Raw genomic sequence first — 19,366 nt, 5'->3', positions numbered from 1 at the left:
TAATATTAATAATTAATCAAACAACAATCATGAAAAGAGTATTATTTTCTATGGTTTTATTGATGGCTGTTAGCTTCTCTTTTGCTCAAATGAAAAATGTAAAAGAAGCGAAGAGCATAGCTAATGACGTAAAACCTAATTTTAAGCAGGCTGAACAGCTTATTAAGGAAGCTATGAAGAATCCTGAAACAAAGGATCTTGCTGAAACATGGGATGTTGCTGGATTTATCCAGAAACGTATCAACGAAGAGCAGATGAAAAATGCTTTTTTGAGAAAACCGTATGATACATTGAAAGTGTATAATAGCATATTGAAGATGTATGAGTATTATACTAAGTGTGACGATTTGGCTCAAGTACCCAATGAAAAGGGCAAAATTAAAAACAAATATCGGAAGGCGAATGCTTCTAGTATGTTGGCCGAACGTCCGAATTTGATCAATGGTGGCATTCAATATTTTAATTTGGATAAGAATAAAGAAGCGTTGAAATTCTTCGCAACATACGTAGAGTCAGCTTCATATCCTATGTTAGCTGATAAAGAGATTGCTAAAAACGATACTCTTCTTCCGCAGATTGCTTATTATGCAACATTGGCAGCTGATAGAGTAGGTAATAAAGATGCGATTATCAAGTATGCTCCGATGGCTTTGTCAGATAAAGATGGTGGCAAGTTTGCAATGCAATTAATGGCTGATGCTTATAAAGCTAAGGGGGACACAGTAGCATGGATCAAAGCTTTGGAAGAAGGTATTCTTAAATTTCCAGGAAATGATTATTTCTTTGCCAATTTGGTTGATTATTATAATAGTTCTAATCAAGCCTCTAAGGCTATGGAGTTTGCTGACAGAATGCTGTCTAATGATCCGAATAATAAGCTGTATTTATATGTAAAGGCATATCTTTATCATAACATGAAAGAATATGATAATGCAATTGAATTCTATAAAAAGGCTATTGCTGCTGATCCGGAATATGCAGAAGCATACTCTAACGTAGGTTTGGTGTATTTGATGAAAGCGCAGGATTATGCTGATAAAGCAACGACGGATATTAATGATCCTAAGTATGCTGAAGCACAGGCTGTAGTAAAGAAGTTCTATGAAGAAGCTAAGCCTTTTTATGAGAAAGCCCGTGCTTTGAAACCAGACCAGAAAGATTTGTGGTTGCAAGGACTTTACCGTGTTTATTATAACTTGAATATGGGACCGGAATTTGAGGAAATTGATAAGATGATGAAGTAATAATTCTTTCTCCATATGAGATTAGTAAAGAAGGTCACTCCCTTAGTGGCCTTCTTTTTTTATGTTTAAATGGAGATACAGAACTTTTTGTAGATTGAAGTAGGGCTAATAAAACAGAAAAGGAGCAAAGTTTTATTATTTACTCCTTTTATATATTAAACATAATATCGATTATTCCTCCAATATGGTTTCTTTTTTTGCTTCTGTTTGATTATCCGTTAATAACAAGCAATGGCGTATCGGAATGAAATATCATCTTTCTGGCAATACTAGGATTAAATAATCGAGCAAATATATTTCTTTTATATGAAGTCAATGTAATTATATCTATTTGGTTATCCTTGATGTATTGGTCAAGCCCTTTCAATAAATTATCATTCATCACAACATCATAATGGATTTCCAGACCTGGGTATTGTTTATGGAAATATTCTTTTATTCCTGCAAGTTTTATTTCATTCCACGTATCTTTAGATTCCGTAAGATGTATCAAAGATACAGAAAAATGGAACGATTTCCAAGTGTTAAAGAATGCCTCAAAAGCTATTAAATCTCTTTGATCAAAATTAGTTATAAAAGCAATCCGTTTGACTTCACTAAATTGTTTAAATGGAGTATTTTCTGGAATAGCTAATACTGGAACACGGCTTCTATCAATGACCTCAGCGGTTACACTACCGATCAAATCAATATCTTTTTGGTTTTTTCCACGAGTTCCCATGATGATAACAATAGGACGTTCTTCCTTTGCATATCTGAGAATCTCTTCTTCAGGAATGCCTTCTCGTAAAATGCAACTATATTTGATACCCGGAAATTCCCCTGAAACTATTTTTTCTTTTATTTTAGCTGATAAGGTGTTGAGATCAGAATGAACTCTATGAATAATAGTTTTTACAGTCTCTTCATCTCCAACTTGGTAATTGAAGACATCACCATACGGCAATGAAGACGCATATATTGGTGTAAAATAAACGTGTAATAAGATAACTTCAGCATTTTCAGTTTTTGCTAAGTTAAAAGCAAATTCACATGCTTTCATCGAATAATTAGAGAAATCGACAGGAATTAAAATCTTATTTGATTTATTCTCTGTTTTAGGTTCCTTCTCTCCCACTATACTTTCAGATAACCAGGTAGAACTTTCGGTTATTTTTAGTGCACGTGGTAAATCACTTTCTTTGATTCGTAAACGAACCCCCGAAGAAACGACTGGTTGTATTTGATTAACATTATGAATGTATGTTTCAATACCTTCATTTTCGAGGACATTCTTTAATATCTGAGCTTTAGTATACGTCAGAATGGCTAGAGTTACTAATTTATCTTCCATAAATGTATATTTTATAAGGTGAACAAATAAGAAATCCCAATTGTTTTATTCAATTGGGATTCGGTTTGTTATATTTTAAACTTGCACAGATTCGGTAGCCTGTTCTTTTTGCATACTCAGATTTAATTCATCTAAAATTTTTAAAGCCCGATCAAGAACGGTCGTATCATCTATCATTACAAGCCCACCATCCGGACCGGGCTCAAGATGTATTCCGACACTTTTTCCCTCCTTGAAATTATGACCTCCGAAGAAGTTTCGCACGGTATCTACGTGTAAACCAAGTTCGTCTGCTATTCTATGCATGCTACCGCTGGGCAATGAGTCTTTAATCTTACGAAGTTCATTAAATGTTATTGTTCTCATGTCTCGTAAATTTAATGGTTAATACTATGTGATATCTTTATCACGCTATAAACTTAAGCAAAAAAAAAGATAAAACAAATTATTTGCTTATCTTTTTTTCTTAATTTATAAAATCTATTATTATTGTTTATATCGCTTCAATGGCAGAAGCTGGTACCCATCCAACTTTTCCATCTTCTAATCGAATTTCTTTCCATTCTTTCATTGAATCATCTTTAATACTTACTTTTCTCCCTTCATGAAGAATAAATAAGCTAGTACCACTTTCGCTTGGAGTACTACGAACAGTAACACTTGGATTCATCACTATTGCTTCGTTTCTGATTACTAAATGCTCTTTTTGTTCAGAAGCAAACAGATTGGCACATATAGTAATGATTAAAAAGATGATTCCTGAGATGAATCCAGTTTTTTTCCATAATATCTGCTTTGAAAAGATGAAAAAATAGAGAGCTACAATTAATAAAATGAAAGAGATAATTCCTAATGTAGCCCAAGCATCTACACTCATACTATTTATCAACGACTTGATCCATGAAACAAAAAAGATCTCAGGAATAGCTTCCACCTTGTCTATTGTTTTTGCACGCGCTACTTCAAGGTTAGCACGAATATCACTATTGCCGGGTTGTAGTAGTAAGGCACGTTCGTAATTAAGAACAGCTTTGGCTATTTCTCCTATCTTATAGTAGCTATTTCCTAAATTATAGTACACTTCAGCCGCTTCTCCATTTTTGAGCAGTGCTTCGTAGATTTGAATGGCTGCGGTATAATCTTCTTTTATATATGCAGAATCCCCTTCCGTTTTCGTAACATTGTCCAATGTGTTATTGGAGAACATAGTGGTACTTGCTGTATGGATGGAATCTCCTTCATTCACTTGCTTGGAATCAACATTCAGTGAATCCTGTCCAAAACAAGTGATTGACATTGACATTAATATAAAAAATAATATTTTTCTCATGACATAATCTCTTCTAGGTTAATGTTTAATTGAATTCTCCATTTTGCTTATCACCTCTATTGAAGATGCATAAACCTTGTCCATAGCTTGACTTTCGTCTCCCGGAGCGAAACGGGCAAATTCACAATCATTTAGTGCATTCAAGAAATCCTTGATTAATTCCTCGCTTACTCCGTGATTTCTCAATTTTTCTTCTATATTGTCCTTGGACAAACGAGATACAGGAATATTTAATTTGTCACTAATATATCCCCATAAAGCTTTCAATACTTCATCATAAAAAGCATCTTTTTTATTTTCAGAAAGCAGTTTTCCTGCTAATTTCATACGTTTGGTAGCCACTTTGTTGGCTTTTTTGGTTCGTACTTTAGCGACATTCGCATTTTCAGCAGCTTGCTTGCGATAGATGATAAAGAATATTATAAAGGCAAGAGCCGGAATAATATAGAAAAGCCAATAAGACATGGAACCGTAGAAGAAACTTCCTTTAGGTTGGAGAGTTACTTCATTCTGTTTGATGTAACGAATATCTTCACCTAATACTTTTAAGTCTTCCTTGTTGGTAAAGTTCGCAATTACCTGGTCGGCATTTCCTGCACCTTTTTCAATATTCACTACATATTCTTCTGTTTTCAGAGTTTTGTATGATTTGGAACGAATGTCAAAATAACTAAAAGATACCCCTGGAATCTTATATGTGCCGGCATGTCTAGGGATAGCTAAGTATTCAATTACTCTGTTACCTGTAAGTCCTTCCCGAGTTAATCTAACTTGATTGTCTACTTTAGGATCATATACTTCAAAATCTTCCGGGAATTTTATTTCCGGATTAGAAATTAACTTCAAATTCCCTGTACCGGAAATCACTAACTTAATAGTGATAGCATCATTGGTTTTTAATTCTTTACTATTAATAGAAGAAGAAACTGTAAACTCTCCTACTCCGCCTGAGAAATCAGCCGGTTTACCAGCCGGAAGCGGACTTACATTTATTGCTATCTTAGGGGTAGCAATAGATTTTTTAATTTCTATAACGTTACTTCCTCCATTAAAGAATGCATCAAAAGGGTCATCCGATTGTACTGGTTTGCCTATAGTCATTTGGAATTGTGCCGGATCTATGTACAATTTTCCGGATTGTTGAGGGAATAGCACAAACTGACGATAGACAGTTGTATAATAATTACGTCCACGATAATGTTCCGGAGTCCATCTGGCATTTGTTGTCATTTCAATCTCTTGTGAATGAAAACCTTTGAAATCGGGTAACTTTGCATTATTCAATTGCAAATTAGACTCTCTGGTATAAATTTTATAAGTCAAGACAAATGCCTCCTGCTCAAATACATTCGTTTTACTAGCCGTCGCAGTAATAAATAGATCCTGATCGGATACACTCGTACCGGAAGAGGAATGGGCGGAAGAACCTCCTTGTCCACCATTGCCGTTCTGGTCTTGTGGTAAAACCTTGATTTTTACGGAGTTTGATACCATTTGGTTACCATCGGCCACAATTGAAGCACCGCCAATTGTGTATTCACCGGCAGTATTGGCCATCAATATATACGTAAATGTAATACTACTCGTAGATGTTACATTACCATTTACAATCTGAGTACTACTTTGTTGTGAACGGCTTGGTCCCATCAACACATCAAATCCTTTGATTGATGGGGCTCGGAAATCTTTTACTTTTTGTGTAGTTACGGTATAAGATAGTCTGAATTGATCGCCTACTACTACTGCGTCAGGAGCAGAAGCAGTAAAAGACACTTTATCGGCAAATGCCTGAGTGCTATATGCTATCAATGCTATCAATATGATAATCAGTTTCTTCATTGCTTATGAAATTTATATCGTCAACTTTATATTACCAATCTTTTTCCAAACGACCACCTTGCATAACCTGCTGTTGCTTCTTTACTTTATCCTGTACGTCTTTCTCATCTTGCATCACAGAATTAAGCAATTGTTCAGCGTTCTCTTTTGACATCTGATTCTTTTGTTTCTCAGATTTTGGAGGTTGTTGTTGATCCTTCTTTTGGTCTTGCTTCTGATCGTTCTGTTTATCTTTGTTCTGGTCTTGTTTCTGATCTTGCTTTTGCTGATCTTTATTTTGATCCTGGTTTTGATCCTGATTTTGTTGATTTTGCTGTTGGTCTTTCAACATTTTTTGTGCAAGAGCCAAATTATACCGAGTCTCATCGTCAGCAGGATTATTGCGTAAAGACATCTTATAAGCATCCACAGCCTTTGCATAATCTTTACCGGCTTGAAGAAGTACGCCCATGTTATGATATATATGAGCCAACTTCATCTTATCCTTCTCAATATTGCTGGCCGATACATATTGCTCCATAGCTTCCTGCATTTTCTGCTGTTGTGAGAGTGTATTTCCTAAATTATACATAGATACTGTAGATTTAGGATTCACCTCCAAAGCTTTCCGATAATTCACTTCGGCATCCACAAACACACTGTCATTAAACAGGCGGTTTCCTTTGCGGATATAGTCACGTTCTGCTTTCTGAGCTGATACAAAGGCGGCTGACAGCAGAAACACAGCGAATAGAATATATTTACTTTTTAACATGCGCATAACTACTTCTTATTAGAAAACAGATGAACGTTCTTAAATAAAGGATTCTTGCGATCTAAAATTAATATTTCCGCTAATAACAATAATAGAATAATCCAGGCAATAGCTTGGAACTGTTCATTAAACTCCGTATATACCTTAGATTCTACATCAGATTTTGCCATCTTATTGACTTCCTGATTGATTGCTTTTTGAGCTGAGTTAGAATTATCTACTCGTACATAGATACCTTTTCCTTCTTTGGCAATCTCCTGACACATTGCTTCATTTAAGCGGGTAACAATCACATTACCCTCACGGTCACGTCGATAATCGTTGGTACCTTCTGCCGGGATAGGAGCGCCATCGGGCATACCTACTCCCAACACATTAACCTGGATACCTTTTTCGGCAGCAGCTTTTGCCGCTTCAACAGCACCACCTTCATGATTTTCACCGTCAGTAATTACGATAATGGCGCGTCCTACTCCTTCTTGTGGAGTAAAGCTACGTGCAGCCAAATTAATCGCTTCTCCAATAGCCGTACCTTGCTTGGATATCAATGAAGGATTGATAGATTCCAGAAACATTTTAGCAGAAATGTAATCACTGGTAATCGGTAGTTGAGTGAAAGCGTCACCGGCAAATACAATCATTCCCACTTTGTCATTGTCAAGCTCATCCACCAATCTGGATATCAGTCTTTTGGCTTTCTCCAAACGGCTGGGTTGTACATCCTGAGCGAGCATAGAATTTGAAATATCCAGTGCAATGATGACTTCCACGCCTTTACGTTTTACTGTTTCCAGTTTGGAACCAAACTGAGGACGTGCCAATAATACTGAAAACAAACCGATAGCGGCAAAAAGTATCCAGAATTTTACATCCGGGCGATATTTGGATACATCGGGCATTAACTGCGCCAATAAAACCGGATCTCCAAAACGTCGGATATTCTTTCTTCTCTTGTAGTTGGAATACAAGTAGAAAGCTGCTAAAAATGGTAATAGCAGCAATAGGTATAAATATGTAGGTTCTCCAAATCGAAACATCTTTCTTAACTATTTTACGATTGACTAATTACGGTTGACCACCTTATGGAATCTTCTTCAGTATAGAATTACGCAATAATACCTCCAATAGAACACAAAGGAAAGCAGCTAGTGCGAACCAGTGATATTCCTCATCCCGTTTGCTATACTCTTTTACATTCAGCTTAGTCTTTTCCAGTTTATCAATTTCTTCGTACACCTCTTTCAGTTTCGAATTACTTGTAGCCCGGAAGTAATTACCGTCCGTAGTACCTGCGATTTGCGTCAATGTTTTCTCATCAATTTCAACAGGCATACTAACATATTGTACAGTATTTCCGACCGGATAAGGATAAGGCGCCATTCCATTCGTACCAACCCCGATGGTGTACACACGAATTCCAAAGCTTTTTGCTATTTCAGCAGCCGTCATAGGAGAAATATCACCTTTATTGTTAGTACCGTCTGTCAGCAAAATAATGACTTTAGATTTTGCTTTACTGTCTTTCAGTCGAGTTACAGCATTTGCTATTCCCATGCCTACGGCAGTACCATCTTCAATAAGACCGCATTTGATATTGTGAATCATATCTAACAATACAGCATGATCCACAGTCAACGGGCATTGAGTAAAACTCTCACCGGCAAATAAAGTAATACCTATATTATCATTAGGACGTCCGTTGATAAACTCTGCCGCTACATCTTTGGCTGCTTCCAATCTATTGGGCTTTAAGTCTTCGGCCAACATACTGGTAGAAACGTCGACGGCCAGCATTATATCAATACCTTCTATTTCGCTGTTCTGCCACTTATTGGTTGTTTGCGGTCGTGCGAGGACCAGAATTACCAATGTTAACGCAAAAAGCCGTAAAAGAAAAGGAGCATGCAACAAATAGTTCTTATAACTTTTAGGTGTATGCGCATATACCCGAGCGTCCGAAATCTGAAGAGTAGCTTCACTTTTCCTTTGCTTCAAGATATACCATACAATATAAGGTATAAGTAGTAATAGCAAAAACAGATATTCTATATTGGCAAAAACCATTTTATTTATGATTTAACAGTTTACTTTTAGTATTCAAGTTACTCATTCTTTACACAAAAAGATTGTATATCTGCATACCTATATATATAAAGACACCAATCAATGCCGCAGACAAAAGTGCAATTCCGCAAATCAACATTACTTTAACGCGTAAAGAACGTTTTTCAATAATCGTAATTTCCGTTGGTTGCGGTTTCTGATTTTCCTCCTCCGGTTGTTTTGTTTCATTGATAAAGTCAATTGCATTAATTAAGTTTGCATCATTTTCGTTCATCTGAGGATCATGCTTGGCAAACTTCACTAAATCGGCAGTCTGAAACAGTTCTTTTAGGTCAGATATAGCTTCTTTATCCTTAAATTCCAATAACTTATCAATAATTTCCGATGATGTCATTTCCAATGCATTGAATCCGAAACGATCCTTTATATACGTGCGAAGAGCATCAGTCAATTCTGTATAGTATTCCTTCGATCTTCCCTTCTGCCATACTTTCTCGGTTTTGATACGTTCTATCTCTTTCATTGCAGCTTGATGTGGCGGCAATTTCGGTTCTACTTTTATCTTACGGATAATAGGTTTATTATCACGTATACGAACAATGAGATAGATCAGCAAACCGAGTAAAGGTAAAGCTAAGAATGAGCAGGAAATTAAACCGTACCAGTCTTCCCATGCAAAAGGAGCTTTCATTACAGGTTTTTGTCCGAAGAATTGGTCAGGGTGTAATGTATCGACCGGTATTGAGTAGACTTTCAGTGCTAAAGCTTTTGACTTATACTCTTTGCCATCTACCGTAACAGGCATTGGCGGCAGATAATACAAAGCCGAGTCAAAGGAAGTGATAACATATTCCTGTGTGATCAACATTCGCTGGCGGTCATTCAAAAATTGCGTATCTGGTTTGACTGTTTCTATAATTTCCACACCTTTTACTAAAGTATCAGTATAAGCAGGGAAAATAGCATGTTGTTTAGCATCCATAGCCACTTGCAACTGCACTTTTGCCTGTTCACCGATCAGTATTTGCAATGAATCTATCTTCGCCTCTACCGTAACAGATTGTGCAGCTACTTTATCAATGGATAATAGACCTAATAATGCTATCAGAATAATATTTCTACTCATCTTTGATTTCATTAATTTCGTTTGGCAAATAAGTTCAACAATGCCTTTACGTAATCCTCGTCGGTTCTGACAGAAACCGAATCCACATTACTTTTCGTAAATGTGTCGTTCAGTTCCGTCTGCTTTTGAATCCACCAATCGTGATGCGCGCGACGTACAGCTTTTGATGAAGTATCAATCCACTGCTCATGTCCGGTTTCCGCATCTTTTATTCGCATGAGACCCACAGGAGGAAGATCACTCACTCTCCGGTCATAAACCTGTAATGCTACTACGTCATGTTTCCGGTTGGCAATAGTCAGAGCATTCTTAAAACTTTCCTGATCAATGAAGTCGGACAGAATAAATGCAGTGCAACGTCTTTTCATTACATTCGTCAGATATTCCAATGCAAGACGGATATTAGTACGACGGCTTTCCGGTTGAAAGTCAATCAATTCACGAATGATATATAGAATATGTTTACGTCCCTTTTTAGGAGGAATAAACTTCTCTATCCGGTCTGAAAAGAAAATCACTCCAATTTTATCATTATTCTGAATAGCAGAGAAAGCAAGGGTGGCAGCAATTTCCGTCACCATATCTTTCTTCAACTGCTTGACGGTACCGAACTCCAAACTTCCGGAAACATCAACCATTAACATAACTGTCAGTTCACGTTCTTCCTCAAACACTTTTACGTAAGGTTTGTTGAAACGCGCGGTCACATTCCAGTCTATGTCACGTATATCATCGCCAAATTGATATTCGCGGACTTCCGAGAATGACATACCCCTACCCTTGAAAGCCGAATGATACTGGCCTGCAAAGATATTATTAGACAATCCTCGTGTCTTAATTTCAATCTGACGAACTTTTTTTAGTATTTCACTTGTTTCCATTTAGGGCACTTCAACCTTATTCAAAATCTTACTGATGATTTCGTCCGAAGTCATGTTATTAGCTTCCGCTTCATACGTCAATCCGATACGGTGGCGAAGAACATCATGCGCAACAGCACGTACATCTTCCGGAATTACGTAACCGCGGCGTTTGATGAAAGCATATGTACGGGCAGCCAATGCTAGATTGATAGATGCACGGGGTGAACCACCGAAACCGATCATATCTTTCAATTCCTTGAGGTCATATTTCTCCGGGAAGCGGGTAGCGAATACAATGTCTACGATGTAGCGTTCGATCTTTTCATCCAGATATACCTGGCGAACTACTTTACGCGCTTCAATAATTTCGTCAGCTTTCAGAATTGGTTTTACGTTGAACTTTTCTCCATTAATATTCTGACGAATAATCAACTTTTCCTCTTCCAACTTCGGATAATCAATAACGACCTTTAGCATAAAACGGTCAACTTGCGCTTCCGGAAGCGGATAAGTTCCTTCCTGTTCGATAGGATTCTGAGTAGCCAATACAAGAAAGGGTTCCGGCAATGTAAATGTTTCTTTACCGATAGTAACCTGACGTTCCTGCATGGCCTCCAATAAAGCACTCTGTACTTTAGCCGGAGCACGGTTAATTTCATCGGCTAATACAAAATTAGCGAAAATAGGTCCTCTTTGAACTTTAAAAGATTCGTCTTTTTGACTGTAGACCATTGTACCTATGACGTCCGCAGGCAATAAGTCCGGTGTAAACTGAATGCGGCTATATTTCGCATCAATCAGAGAAGCAAGCGTTTTAATAGCTAAAGTCTTTGCCAAACCGGGTACACCTTCCAAAAGAACATGACCATCGGAGAGTAATCCGATAAGCAGCGATTCAACCAAATGTTTCTGACCAACAATGATTTGGTCCATACCTGTTGTAAGATTGGTAACGAAAGCACTTTGTCTTTCAATCCGCTCATTCAACTCGCGGATATCAATTGATTCAGCCATAAATACTTAATATTTTATTATTTAAATCCCATTATTTCTATATAAGCCCTGCCAATAGTAGCATAAGGCTTTTTATTTTGCCCCAAAAGTACGCCATATAATTAACGATTGCAACTAATTTTTATTAAAAAACAATGCGAAGTCTTTAGATTAAGGTACTTTCATACGCTTTTGTACATCCATAACACTTCACCCGGCCGATACAGGGTTGTAAGGCCGGGTGAATGGAATTCTTATCACTTATTCTTTTGTAAGTTCCGGAATTTTTATTGTTGTGCCGTATGGTACATTATTCGGGTTCTTAATAACGTCCGGATTGTGTTTCACAATATACGGCCACATAGCCTTGGTTCCATAGAATCGCAAGGAGACCCTTGTTAAAGTTTCACCTTCTTTGACCGTATATTTAGTCTTGGTTCCGGTTATTTTATAAGAGGCGGAATCCAAATATACAGATGTTGAAGGTTGCTGCCGGACAACTTTATTTTCAGTTTTGGCAGGTGTCACTGCTTCTTTCTTTTGAGGGACAACCGGTGTCGGAGTGATAGCGGTTTTGGGTGTCTCCGGTTTTATATCTTTCACAGAGTCTTGTTCGATCGTGTCGGATAACTGTACTTCCGGCTTGACAGGCTGAGTTGTTACGGGCGGCATATCAAGAGCATTCTTGTCGGATGACGAAGAGAATAAATCCGGATAATAAATGAATAAAACAACCCCTCCACATAATAACAGAACAAGTATGATGATCGTTATTAAATAAGGAACAGGCGATTTCTCTTTTACAGAAGAATCGGGAACATTCTTTTGGGGAGTCGGCTGTATAGCAGTCTGTGCTACTTCTGCCCCTTTTGCCATCTCGCTCTTACCTTCTTGCGACCGCACTATCGTACTTTCCGGTTTTAGATTTGCCCTCAGAAGCTCTTGTTCTATAATCTCCTCCGCAGTAATTATTTCTTTCTTTTCTACAGGAACTGTTTTCGGTTCTACGACAACAGATCGTGTTTCTACGACAATAGCTTGTGGTTCTACAACTTGTGTTTTTACAATAGGTTGTATCTCTGTAAGAGATATTTCTTCTTTTTCCTCTTCCGGCTCTTCCTCCTTTTGAGGCTGTTCTATGTTTTCTTCAGGATTAGTTTCTACAATTACCTCTTCCTTAGGCTGGGATTGTGGCTCGATAGGTTCCGGTATGACTGTCGGAATTACTTCTTCCCCGCTTTCCTCTTCTTCCGTTTCTTCTATAGGAGTGTCCTCTAAAACAGTATTCTCATTTAAAACAACCGTCTCAAAGTGTGCAAAAGGCTTGTTTATCGTATCTCTTAAATTTGCATCCGGAGAAAACGAGACTTTGGTATGACCTTTTATTTGAAAACGTTCCCCAGTGTTCACATTAACACTTTCCCGACTATCTACATCGATAAGTTTGAAAGTACCCAATCCTTTGATTTTTACAGTATTCTCACTCTCTAAGGCTTGCTCTATCAGAAGAAAAAACTCTTTTACGAACGCCTCAGCATCCTTTTTGGTCATGCTATGTTTTGCTGCCAATAAGTCAGTAAGATCTTGAATTGTTAGTCTTTCATTCATAACGGGGAATATATTTATTTAAACTTATCTTTCAATGTATTACTAGGTCTATAAGATAATACCAGTTTTGGAGGCACCAACATACGCTGTTTGCTTGCCGGATTTATGGAAATGCGTTCCGCCTTTTTCTTTACTTCAAAAGAACCGAACCCTTGTACCGCAATCATGTTGCCTTCTTCCAACTCTTGCGTCATGCTAGCCAACAAAGAATTGATTAATTCAGAAGTATCTTTGATGGTATATCCTAGTCTTTCCGCTAGCTCGGATGTAAATTCCTTATTATTCATACATTTATAACCTTTGCATATAAATCAAAATCATCCGCATCTATCACTTCCACCTGATAGAACTGCCCAATCTCAAGCTCTTTTTCAGAACTATTAATCAGAACCTCCGGATCCACCTCCGGTGAGTCGAATTCTGTTCGTCCGATATAATAATCCCCCTCCAACCGGTCAATGATAATTTTCATTTGTTTTCCGATTTTAGCGGCGCTCAATTCAGCTGAGATTCCTTGCTGGATATCCATCAGCTCATCAAGTCTGGCTTGTTTAACTTCTTGCGGGATAGAGTCTTCGTACGCTTCCGCAGCATAAGTTCCCTCCTCTTCGGAATAGGCAAAAGCTCCCATTCGGTCAAAACGCACTTTGCGTACAAACTCTTTCAGTTCTTCAAAGTCCTCTTCTGTCTCTCCCGGATGTCCCACCATTAAAGTTGTCCGTAGATGAATGCCCGGCACTTCTTTACGGAATTGCTCAATCAATTTATAAGTATCCTCCTTAGTGACTTGACGTCGCATTAATCTCAACATCTTGTCACTGATGTGCTGGAGGGCAATGTCCATATATTTGCATACATTGTCGCGTTCACGCATAACCCGGAACAAATCAGTTGGAAAATGCGCAGGATAGGCGTAATGAAGGCGGATCCACTCTACACCCGGAATGTCGGAGATACGTTCAATTAGTTTCGGAAGCATTTGTTTCTTATATAGATCGACCCCATAATAAGTCAGTTCCTGTGCAATCACTTGAAACTCTTTTACACCTTGAGATACCAGATACCGGACTTCATCAAGAATTTCATCAATCGGTCTGGATATGTGACGCCCTGTGATGATAGGAATAGCGCAATAGGAACATTTCCGGTCACACCCTTCTGATATCTTCAGATAAGCATAATGTCGGGGAGTCGTTAATGTCCGTTCGATATATAATTCATCATGATACGTCTGTCCTAAATCCTGCAACAGTTCCTTCCAATTGAACTTGCCATAGAACTTATCTACCTGCGGTATCTCGATTGCCAATTCTTTAAGGTAACGTTCGGAAAGGCAACCCATTACGAAAAGCTTTTTCAAATCACCTTCTTCTTTCCTTTCGGCAAATTCCAGAATCATATTGATAGATTCCTCTTTTGCGTCACCGATAAAACCGCATGTATTAATAACAGCTATTTCACCTTGCGGATTTTCCGTATCATGAGTCACACTGTATCCGACTTCTTCCAATTGACGTATCAATTGTTCCGAGTCTACCAGATTTTTAGAACATCCCAGAGTGATTATATCAATTCTTCTTTTTTTCATGCATTCTCTCCAAACAAAGAATCTACAAACTCATTCTTACGGAATACTTGTAAGTCTTCTATGCCTTCACCTAATCCGATATATTTAACGGGAATCTTGAATTGATCTGATATGCCGATTACAACTCCTCCCTTCGCTGTACCATCCAGTTTTGTAATGGCCATCGCTGTCACTTCCGTTGCCAGAGTGAACTGTTTTGCCTGTTCAAAAGCATTCTGACCTGTAGAACCGTCCAATACCAATAGAACCTCATTAGGAGCATCGGGCACTACTTTCCGCATCACATTCTTTATCTTTGTCAGCTCGTTCATCAAACCGACTTTGTTGTGAAGACGTCCGGCAGTATCAATAATTACAATATCCGCATTGTTGGCAACCGCAGAACTAAGGGTATCGTACGCCACCGATGCAGGGTCGGCACCCATTTTTTGCTTAATGACAGGCACACCTACTCGTTCTCCCCATATCATAAGCTGTTCTACTGCGGCAGCACGGAATGTGTCGGCAGCTCCCAAGTAAACGGACTTACCTGCTTTTTTGAATTGATAAGCCAGTTTACCGATTGTTGTGGTCTTGCCTACTCCATTAACTCCCACAACCATAATTACGTATGGTTTCTTGTCAATAGCTACATCAAAATCGGCTACATCTCCAGAATTATTTTCAGTCAATAAAGCGGCTATTTCATCGCGCAATATATGATTCAACTCCTGAGTATTCACATATTTATCTTCCGCTGCACGTTTTTCTATGCGCTTAATGATATTTAAAGTGGTTTCCACACCTACGTCAGATGTGATCAGCACTTCTTCCAGATTATCCAACACTTCGTCATCCACTTTTGACTTACCGGCTACGGCACGAGCTATCTTACTAAAGACACTCTCTTTGGTTTTAGATAATCCTTTATCTAAAGTTTCCTTCTTTTCCTTGGAAAAAAAACTAAAAAATCCCATATTTATAGATGTTTGTATGATACATTATGCTACAAAGATATAACAAAGGATTGGAAAAGTAAAAAAAGAAGCAATAAAAAATCCCCTCATTGTTATCAATGAGAGGATTTTGAATTTATAGCGTGTATGCTATCTCGATTATTTTTTGAAAAAGTCTTGTACTTTTTCGTTCGGAACCATTTGTTCATCAAAAACGTATGCTCCGGTTTTCGGAGATTTTACCATTTTGATAACCTTGGTATAAGCACGACCTTCTTTAGAACCATCGTGCAAACTTGCTACTGTTTTCTTTGCCATGGGTTATACTTCTTTATTATTTAATTTCTTTGTGTACTGTTACTCTTTTCAGAATCGGGTTGTATTTCTTCAACTCAAGTCTTTCTGTAGTATTCTTTCTGTTCTTAGTTGTGATATAACGAGATGTTCCCGGCATTCCACTGTCTTTGTGTTCTGTACATTCCAGAATCACCTGTACTCTGTTACCTTTTGCTTTCTTTGCCATTGTAAGTTTTCTCCTCTACGTTTAGCCGATTACTTTAATGCTTTTCCAATCACAATAACCTTTAGCCACAGCTTCAGTCAGCGCAGCGTCCAGTCCTTTTTTGTTGATAATACGCAGTCCGTTAGCGCAAATGCTAAGGCTGATCCAACAATCTTGTTCTACATAGTAGAACTTTTTGTTAAACAAGTTCAAATCAAAGGTTCTTTTAGTTCTTCTCTTTGAGTGTGAAACATTGTTGCCAATCATGGCTTTCTTTCCGGTAATTTGACAAATCTTCGACATTTCTATCTTATTTTTATAGTTTTATATCTATACTTATTTCAAACAGGACGCAAAGTAAGTACTTTTATCCGTATAAAACAAGAATTTCTTAAAATAATTCACTTATAAGCAGCTATTTTTCTTTATTTGAGTAAATCTCGGAGCATTAGCAACGCATTATTACCGGCTCTTTCAATATTCATGGCTCTTCCGCGATTTGTTTCCTGCTTGTATGTCCGAATTTCGTTTTTATAACCAGCAGCTATCCATACAGTCCCCACAGGTTTCTCCGGAGTGCCTCCTCCCGGTCCGGCTATTCCCGATGTGGCGACAGCGCAGTCAGTTTTCAATGCTTTCATCGCACCTTTTACCATTTCAATCACCGTTTCTTCACTAACGGCTCCATACTTTTCCAATGTCTCGGAAGACACGTGCAAAAGGTCCTTCTTCACTTCATTGGAATAAGCCACTATGCTACCTTTAAAATATTCCGAACTTCCGGCGATAGATGTCAGTCGCTCCGCAATGCTTCCACCTGTGCAACTTTCTGCGGTGGATACGGTTAATTTCCTCTTTTTCAGTAACTCCCCGATGATGACTTCCAACGGGGTGTCTTCTTCGCTGAAAATGTCTTCGCCCAATATTGTTTCCAATTTTGCTTTCTCACGGTTCAGAAGAGTTTCCACTTCTTTCCTGTCATGTCCGCGTCCGGTCAATCTCAGACGGATAATTCCCAGTTTGGGCAGATATGCCAGTTTGATGCAATCCGGTAAGGCGACCTCCCAAGCTTCTAATTTCTCCGCCAACACGGATTCGGGGTAGTGTTGTACTAAGAAAGTCTGATGCATAATGACATCTGTTTGAAACCTCTCATGTAGTTTGGGTAATACGCTTTCAGTCATTACGGCAGTCATTTCCTGTGGTACTCCCGGCATAGATACAAGTACTTTGCCGTCTCTCTCGAACCAGCTCACAGAAGCACTTCCTACCGGGTTGTTGATTACCGTGCAGTTCTTCGGAACCATTGCCTGACCTTTATTCAGTTTATTCATTGGTATTTTACCGGCCAATACCCGTTTCACGTTTTCGAAGACTTCTTCGCTGAATATCAGTTCAGTATTGAAGTACTTACAAAGTGTTTGTTTGGTAATATCATCTTTAGTAGGGCCCAGTCCTCCGGTCACTAAAACAATATTTGCCCTTTTCATCGCATTATCAATCGCTTCCAGGATCTCTTCTTCCCTATCGCGAACCGATACGATGCGAAGGACTTCAATTCCTATATTATTTAACTCCCGTCCCATCCAGGCGGAATTTGTATCGACTACCTGCCCTATCAGCAGTTCATCACCAATGGTTATAAGCTCGGCAAACATATTTCTCCTGCTTTATTTATTATATATACCTATTATATTATAAGAATATCCCTACTTCATTAAGCTATTCTTCCTGCTCCTTTCTCTCGTTCCACGTACGTGGACTTTATGTTTCGCGTATGTGGACCGTTCGTTTCACGTACGTCAACCTACGGGTTCCCGTGCGTGAAACAAAGAAATAGAATAGAGGAAACCTATTAATGCTACCGTCATATTATCCTAATTCTACCAAGACAAACGGCAAAAGTTACCGTATCCCAATGCTTATATGCCGTTATTCCAATGCAAAAATACGGTTATTGTCACCTATTTCATCATCAATTGTCACTATTATCACCTATTGTCACTCCTATTATCACCTGTTAAACAGCTATCATACAAATGATTAGACGGAAAAGTGACAAGTGAAATAGAAAAACAACTTTATAGGGTGACACGAGAATAAGCCGGAAGCTCAATAGAGCAGAAATCTTTATCCAGATATTTGAAATATCCAGTAATGGCAATCATAGCCGCGTTGTCAGTGGTATAGCTGAATTTAGGTATAAAGATATTCCAGCCATACTTTTCCGCATGTTCCCGGAAAGCATTACGCAATCCGTTATTTGCGGAAACTCCTCCCGCTACGGCCACCTCTTTTATCTTATACTCTTTCGCAGCTTTTCGCAATTTGTCCATAAGGATATCTACTACCGTTGCTTCCAATGAAGCTGCCAGATCCACTTTATGATGTTCGATAAAATCAGGATCTTCCTTCATCCAGTCACGCAATGAATATAAAAATGAAGTTTTCAGTCCACTGAAACTATAATCCAATCCCGGAATATGAGGTTTGCTGAATGTATATGCTTTCGGATTTCCCTGGCGTGCCAGCTTGTCGATAATGGGGCCGCCCGGATATCCTAATCCCATAACTTTTGAACATTTATCGATTGCTTCACCTGCGGCATCGTCAATTGTCTGGCCGAGAATCTCCATGTCATTATAGGCTTTTACCAATATGATCTGCGAATTTCCTCCGGACACTAAGAGGCAAAGAAATGGAAATTGCGGCTGTTTATTTTCTTCTCCTTCAGCTTTAATAAAATGAGCTAAAACATGACCTGTCAGATGATTAACATCAATCATAGGAATTCCGAGAGAACGAGCGAATCCTTTAGCGAAAGAGACTCCGACAAGCAAGGACCCCATTAATCCGGGACCACGTGTAAAAGCTACTGCACTCAACTCTTCCTTAGTGACTCCGGCACGTTTCAACGCTTCGTGTACTACCGGTACGATATTTTGCTGGTGTGCCCGTGAAGCCAATTCGGGTACTACTCCACCGTATGCTTCGTGTACGGCTTGACTTGCTACCACATTTGACAGCAGATAACCATCCTTGATAACGGCTGCCGACGTGTCATCACAGGAGGACTCAATTCCTAATATTATTGCACTCATAAGTTATTTAAACTATTAAACGGTGCAAAAGTAATCATAAAACTACGATTCATAACGAACTATTTTATATTTTTGTTCGCAAAATA

Annotated in this window: 20 protein-coding genes; 1 reads left to right on the top strand and 19 read right to left on the bottom strand. The window is 38.4% G+C overall.

Annotated elements, in window-relative coordinates; genetic code table 11:
* Positions 1 to 29 precede the first annotated feature (29 nt).
* The gene (locus GD630_RS06165) at positions 30 to 1,244 is read left to right on the top strand and encodes a tetratricopeptide repeat protein (protein WP_007758206.1); all 1,215 of its coding nucleotides are present in this window, start codon (positions 30 to 32) and stop codon (positions 1,242 to 1,244) included.
* 211 nt (positions 1,245 to 1,455) lie between these two features.
* Here the strand turns inward: GD630_RS06165 and GD630_RS06160 are convergent, their stop codons facing one another.
* From GD630_RS06160 to tsaD, 19 genes are all read right to left on the bottom strand, one after another.
* Positions 1,456 to 2,577, bottom strand: coding sequence for a universal stress protein (locus GD630_RS06160; RefSeq protein WP_143866049.1), 1,122 nt, complete (start codon positions 2,575 to 2,577; stop codon positions 1,456 to 1,458).
* A gap of 75 nt (positions 2,578 to 2,652) precedes the next feature.
* Positions 2,653 to 2,943, bottom strand: a complete 291-nt coding sequence (locus tag GD630_RS06155) for a hypothetical protein (protein WP_007758208.1) — start codon at positions 2,941 to 2,943, stop codon at positions 2,653 to 2,655.
* A 127-nt stretch (positions 2,944 to 3,070) separates the two neighbouring features.
* The gene (locus GD630_RS06150; protein ID WP_143866047.1) at positions 3,071 to 3,907 is read right to left on the bottom strand and encodes a tetratricopeptide repeat protein; all 837 of its coding nucleotides are present in this window, start codon (positions 3,905 to 3,907) and stop codon (positions 3,071 to 3,073) included.
* 18 nt (positions 3,908 to 3,925) lie between these two features.
* Positions 3,926 to 5,746, bottom strand: coding sequence for a BatD family protein (locus tag GD630_RS06145; RefSeq protein ID WP_143866045.1), 1,821 nt, complete (start codon positions 5,744 to 5,746; stop codon positions 3,926 to 3,928).
* 31 nt (positions 5,747 to 5,777) lie between these two features.
* The gene (locus GD630_RS06140) at positions 5,778 to 6,500 is read right to left on the bottom strand and encodes a tetratricopeptide repeat protein (protein ID WP_182505761.1); all 723 of its coding nucleotides are present in this window, start codon (positions 6,498 to 6,500) and stop codon (positions 5,778 to 5,780) included.
* A gap of 8 nt (positions 6,501 to 6,508) precedes the next feature.
* Positions 6,509 to 7,537: a VWA domain-containing protein gene (locus GD630_RS06135; protein WP_007760416.1), complete on the bottom strand. Its 1,029-nt coding sequence runs from the start codon at positions 7,535 to 7,537 to the stop codon at positions 6,509 to 6,511.
* A gap of 43 nt (positions 7,538 to 7,580) precedes the next feature.
* Positions 7,581 to 8,564, bottom strand: coding sequence for a vWA domain-containing protein (locus tag GD630_RS06130; protein ID WP_007758221.1), 984 nt, complete (start codon positions 8,562 to 8,564; stop codon positions 7,581 to 7,583).
* Positions 8,565 to 8,613: 49 nt separating this feature from the next.
* Complete coding sequence (locus tag GD630_RS06125; RefSeq protein WP_143866041.1) at positions 8,614 to 9,702, bottom strand: hypothetical protein; 1,089 nt, start codon at positions 9,700 to 9,702, stop codon at positions 8,614 to 8,616.
* The gene (locus tag GD630_RS06120) at positions 9,702 to 10,571 is read right to left on the bottom strand and encodes a DUF58 domain-containing protein (protein ID WP_007758226.1); all 870 of its coding nucleotides are present in this window, start codon (positions 10,569 to 10,571) and stop codon (positions 9,702 to 9,704) included. Before GD630_RS06120 ends, GD630_RS06125 begins: the two co-directional genes overlap by 1 nt.
* Entirely contained in the window at positions 10,572 to 11,567 is a 996-nt protein-coding gene (locus GD630_RS06115) for an AAA family ATPase (protein WP_007758227.1), read from the bottom strand.
* 240 nt (positions 11,568 to 11,807) lie between these two features.
* The gene (locus GD630_RS06110) at positions 11,808 to 13,154 is read right to left on the bottom strand and encodes an HU family DNA-binding protein (protein WP_143866040.1); all 1,347 of its coding nucleotides are present in this window, start codon (positions 13,152 to 13,154) and stop codon (positions 11,808 to 11,810) included.
* Positions 13,155 to 13,168: 14 nt separating this feature from the next.
* Positions 13,169 to 13,441 (bottom strand): HU family DNA-binding protein, encoded by a 273-nt coding sequence (locus GD630_RS06105; protein WP_007758232.1) that lies wholly within the window; start codon positions 13,439 to 13,441, stop codon positions 13,169 to 13,171.
* Entirely contained in the window at positions 13,438 to 14,742 is a 1,305-nt protein-coding gene (rimO, locus tag GD630_RS06100) for a 30S ribosomal protein S12 methylthiotransferase RimO (protein WP_143866038.1), read from the bottom strand. Before rimO ends, GD630_RS06105 begins: the two co-directional genes overlap by 4 nt.
* Entirely contained in the window at positions 14,739 to 15,698 is a 960-nt protein-coding gene (gene ftsY / locus GD630_RS06095) for a signal recognition particle-docking protein FtsY (protein ID WP_007760403.1), read from the bottom strand. Before ftsY ends, rimO begins: the two co-directional genes overlap by 4 nt.
* Before the next feature lie 138 nt (positions 15,699 to 15,836).
* Positions 15,837 to 15,995 carry a DUF4295 domain-containing protein gene (locus GD630_RS06090; RefSeq protein WP_007758236.1) on the bottom strand — a complete coding sequence of 53 codons (159 nt, stop codon included), beginning with the start codon at positions 15,993 to 15,995 and terminating at the stop codon, positions 15,837 to 15,839.
* Between the two features lie 16 nt (positions 15,996 to 16,011).
* Complete coding sequence (gene rpmG, locus GD630_RS06085) at positions 16,012 to 16,200, bottom strand: 50S ribosomal protein L33 (protein ID WP_002560155.1); 189 nt, start codon at positions 16,198 to 16,200, stop codon at positions 16,012 to 16,014.
* Between the two features lie 21 nt (positions 16,201 to 16,221).
* A complete protein-coding gene (gene rpmB, locus GD630_RS06080; RefSeq protein WP_004295983.1) occupies positions 16,222 to 16,482 on the bottom strand; it encodes a 50S ribosomal protein L28 in 261 nt (86 codons plus the stop codon).
* A 122-nt stretch (positions 16,483 to 16,604) separates the two neighbouring features.
* Entirely contained in the window at positions 16,605 to 17,837 is a 1,233-nt protein-coding gene (locus tag GD630_RS06075; protein ID WP_143866036.1) for a competence/damage-inducible protein A, read from the bottom strand.
* Between the two features lie 423 nt (positions 17,838 to 18,260).
* Positions 18,261 to 19,280 carry a tRNA (adenosine(37)-N6)-threonylcarbamoyltransferase complex transferase subunit TsaD gene (tsaD, locus tag GD630_RS06070; RefSeq protein WP_007758239.1) on the bottom strand — a complete coding sequence of 340 codons (1,020 nt, stop codon included), beginning with the start codon at positions 19,278 to 19,280 and terminating at the stop codon, positions 18,261 to 18,263.
* Between the last annotated feature and the right edge of the window lie 86 nt (positions 19,281 to 19,366).

Origin of the sequence: Bacteroides zhangwenhongii, from assembly GCF_009193325.2 — a bacterium.
GTDB classification, from domain to species: Bacteria; Bacteroidota; Bacteroidia; order Bacteroidales; family Bacteroidaceae; genus Bacteroides; species Bacteroides zhangwenhongii.
The sequence above is the reverse complement of the archived record's forward strand: the minus strand, read 5'-3'. Positions and strand labels throughout refer to the sequence as shown.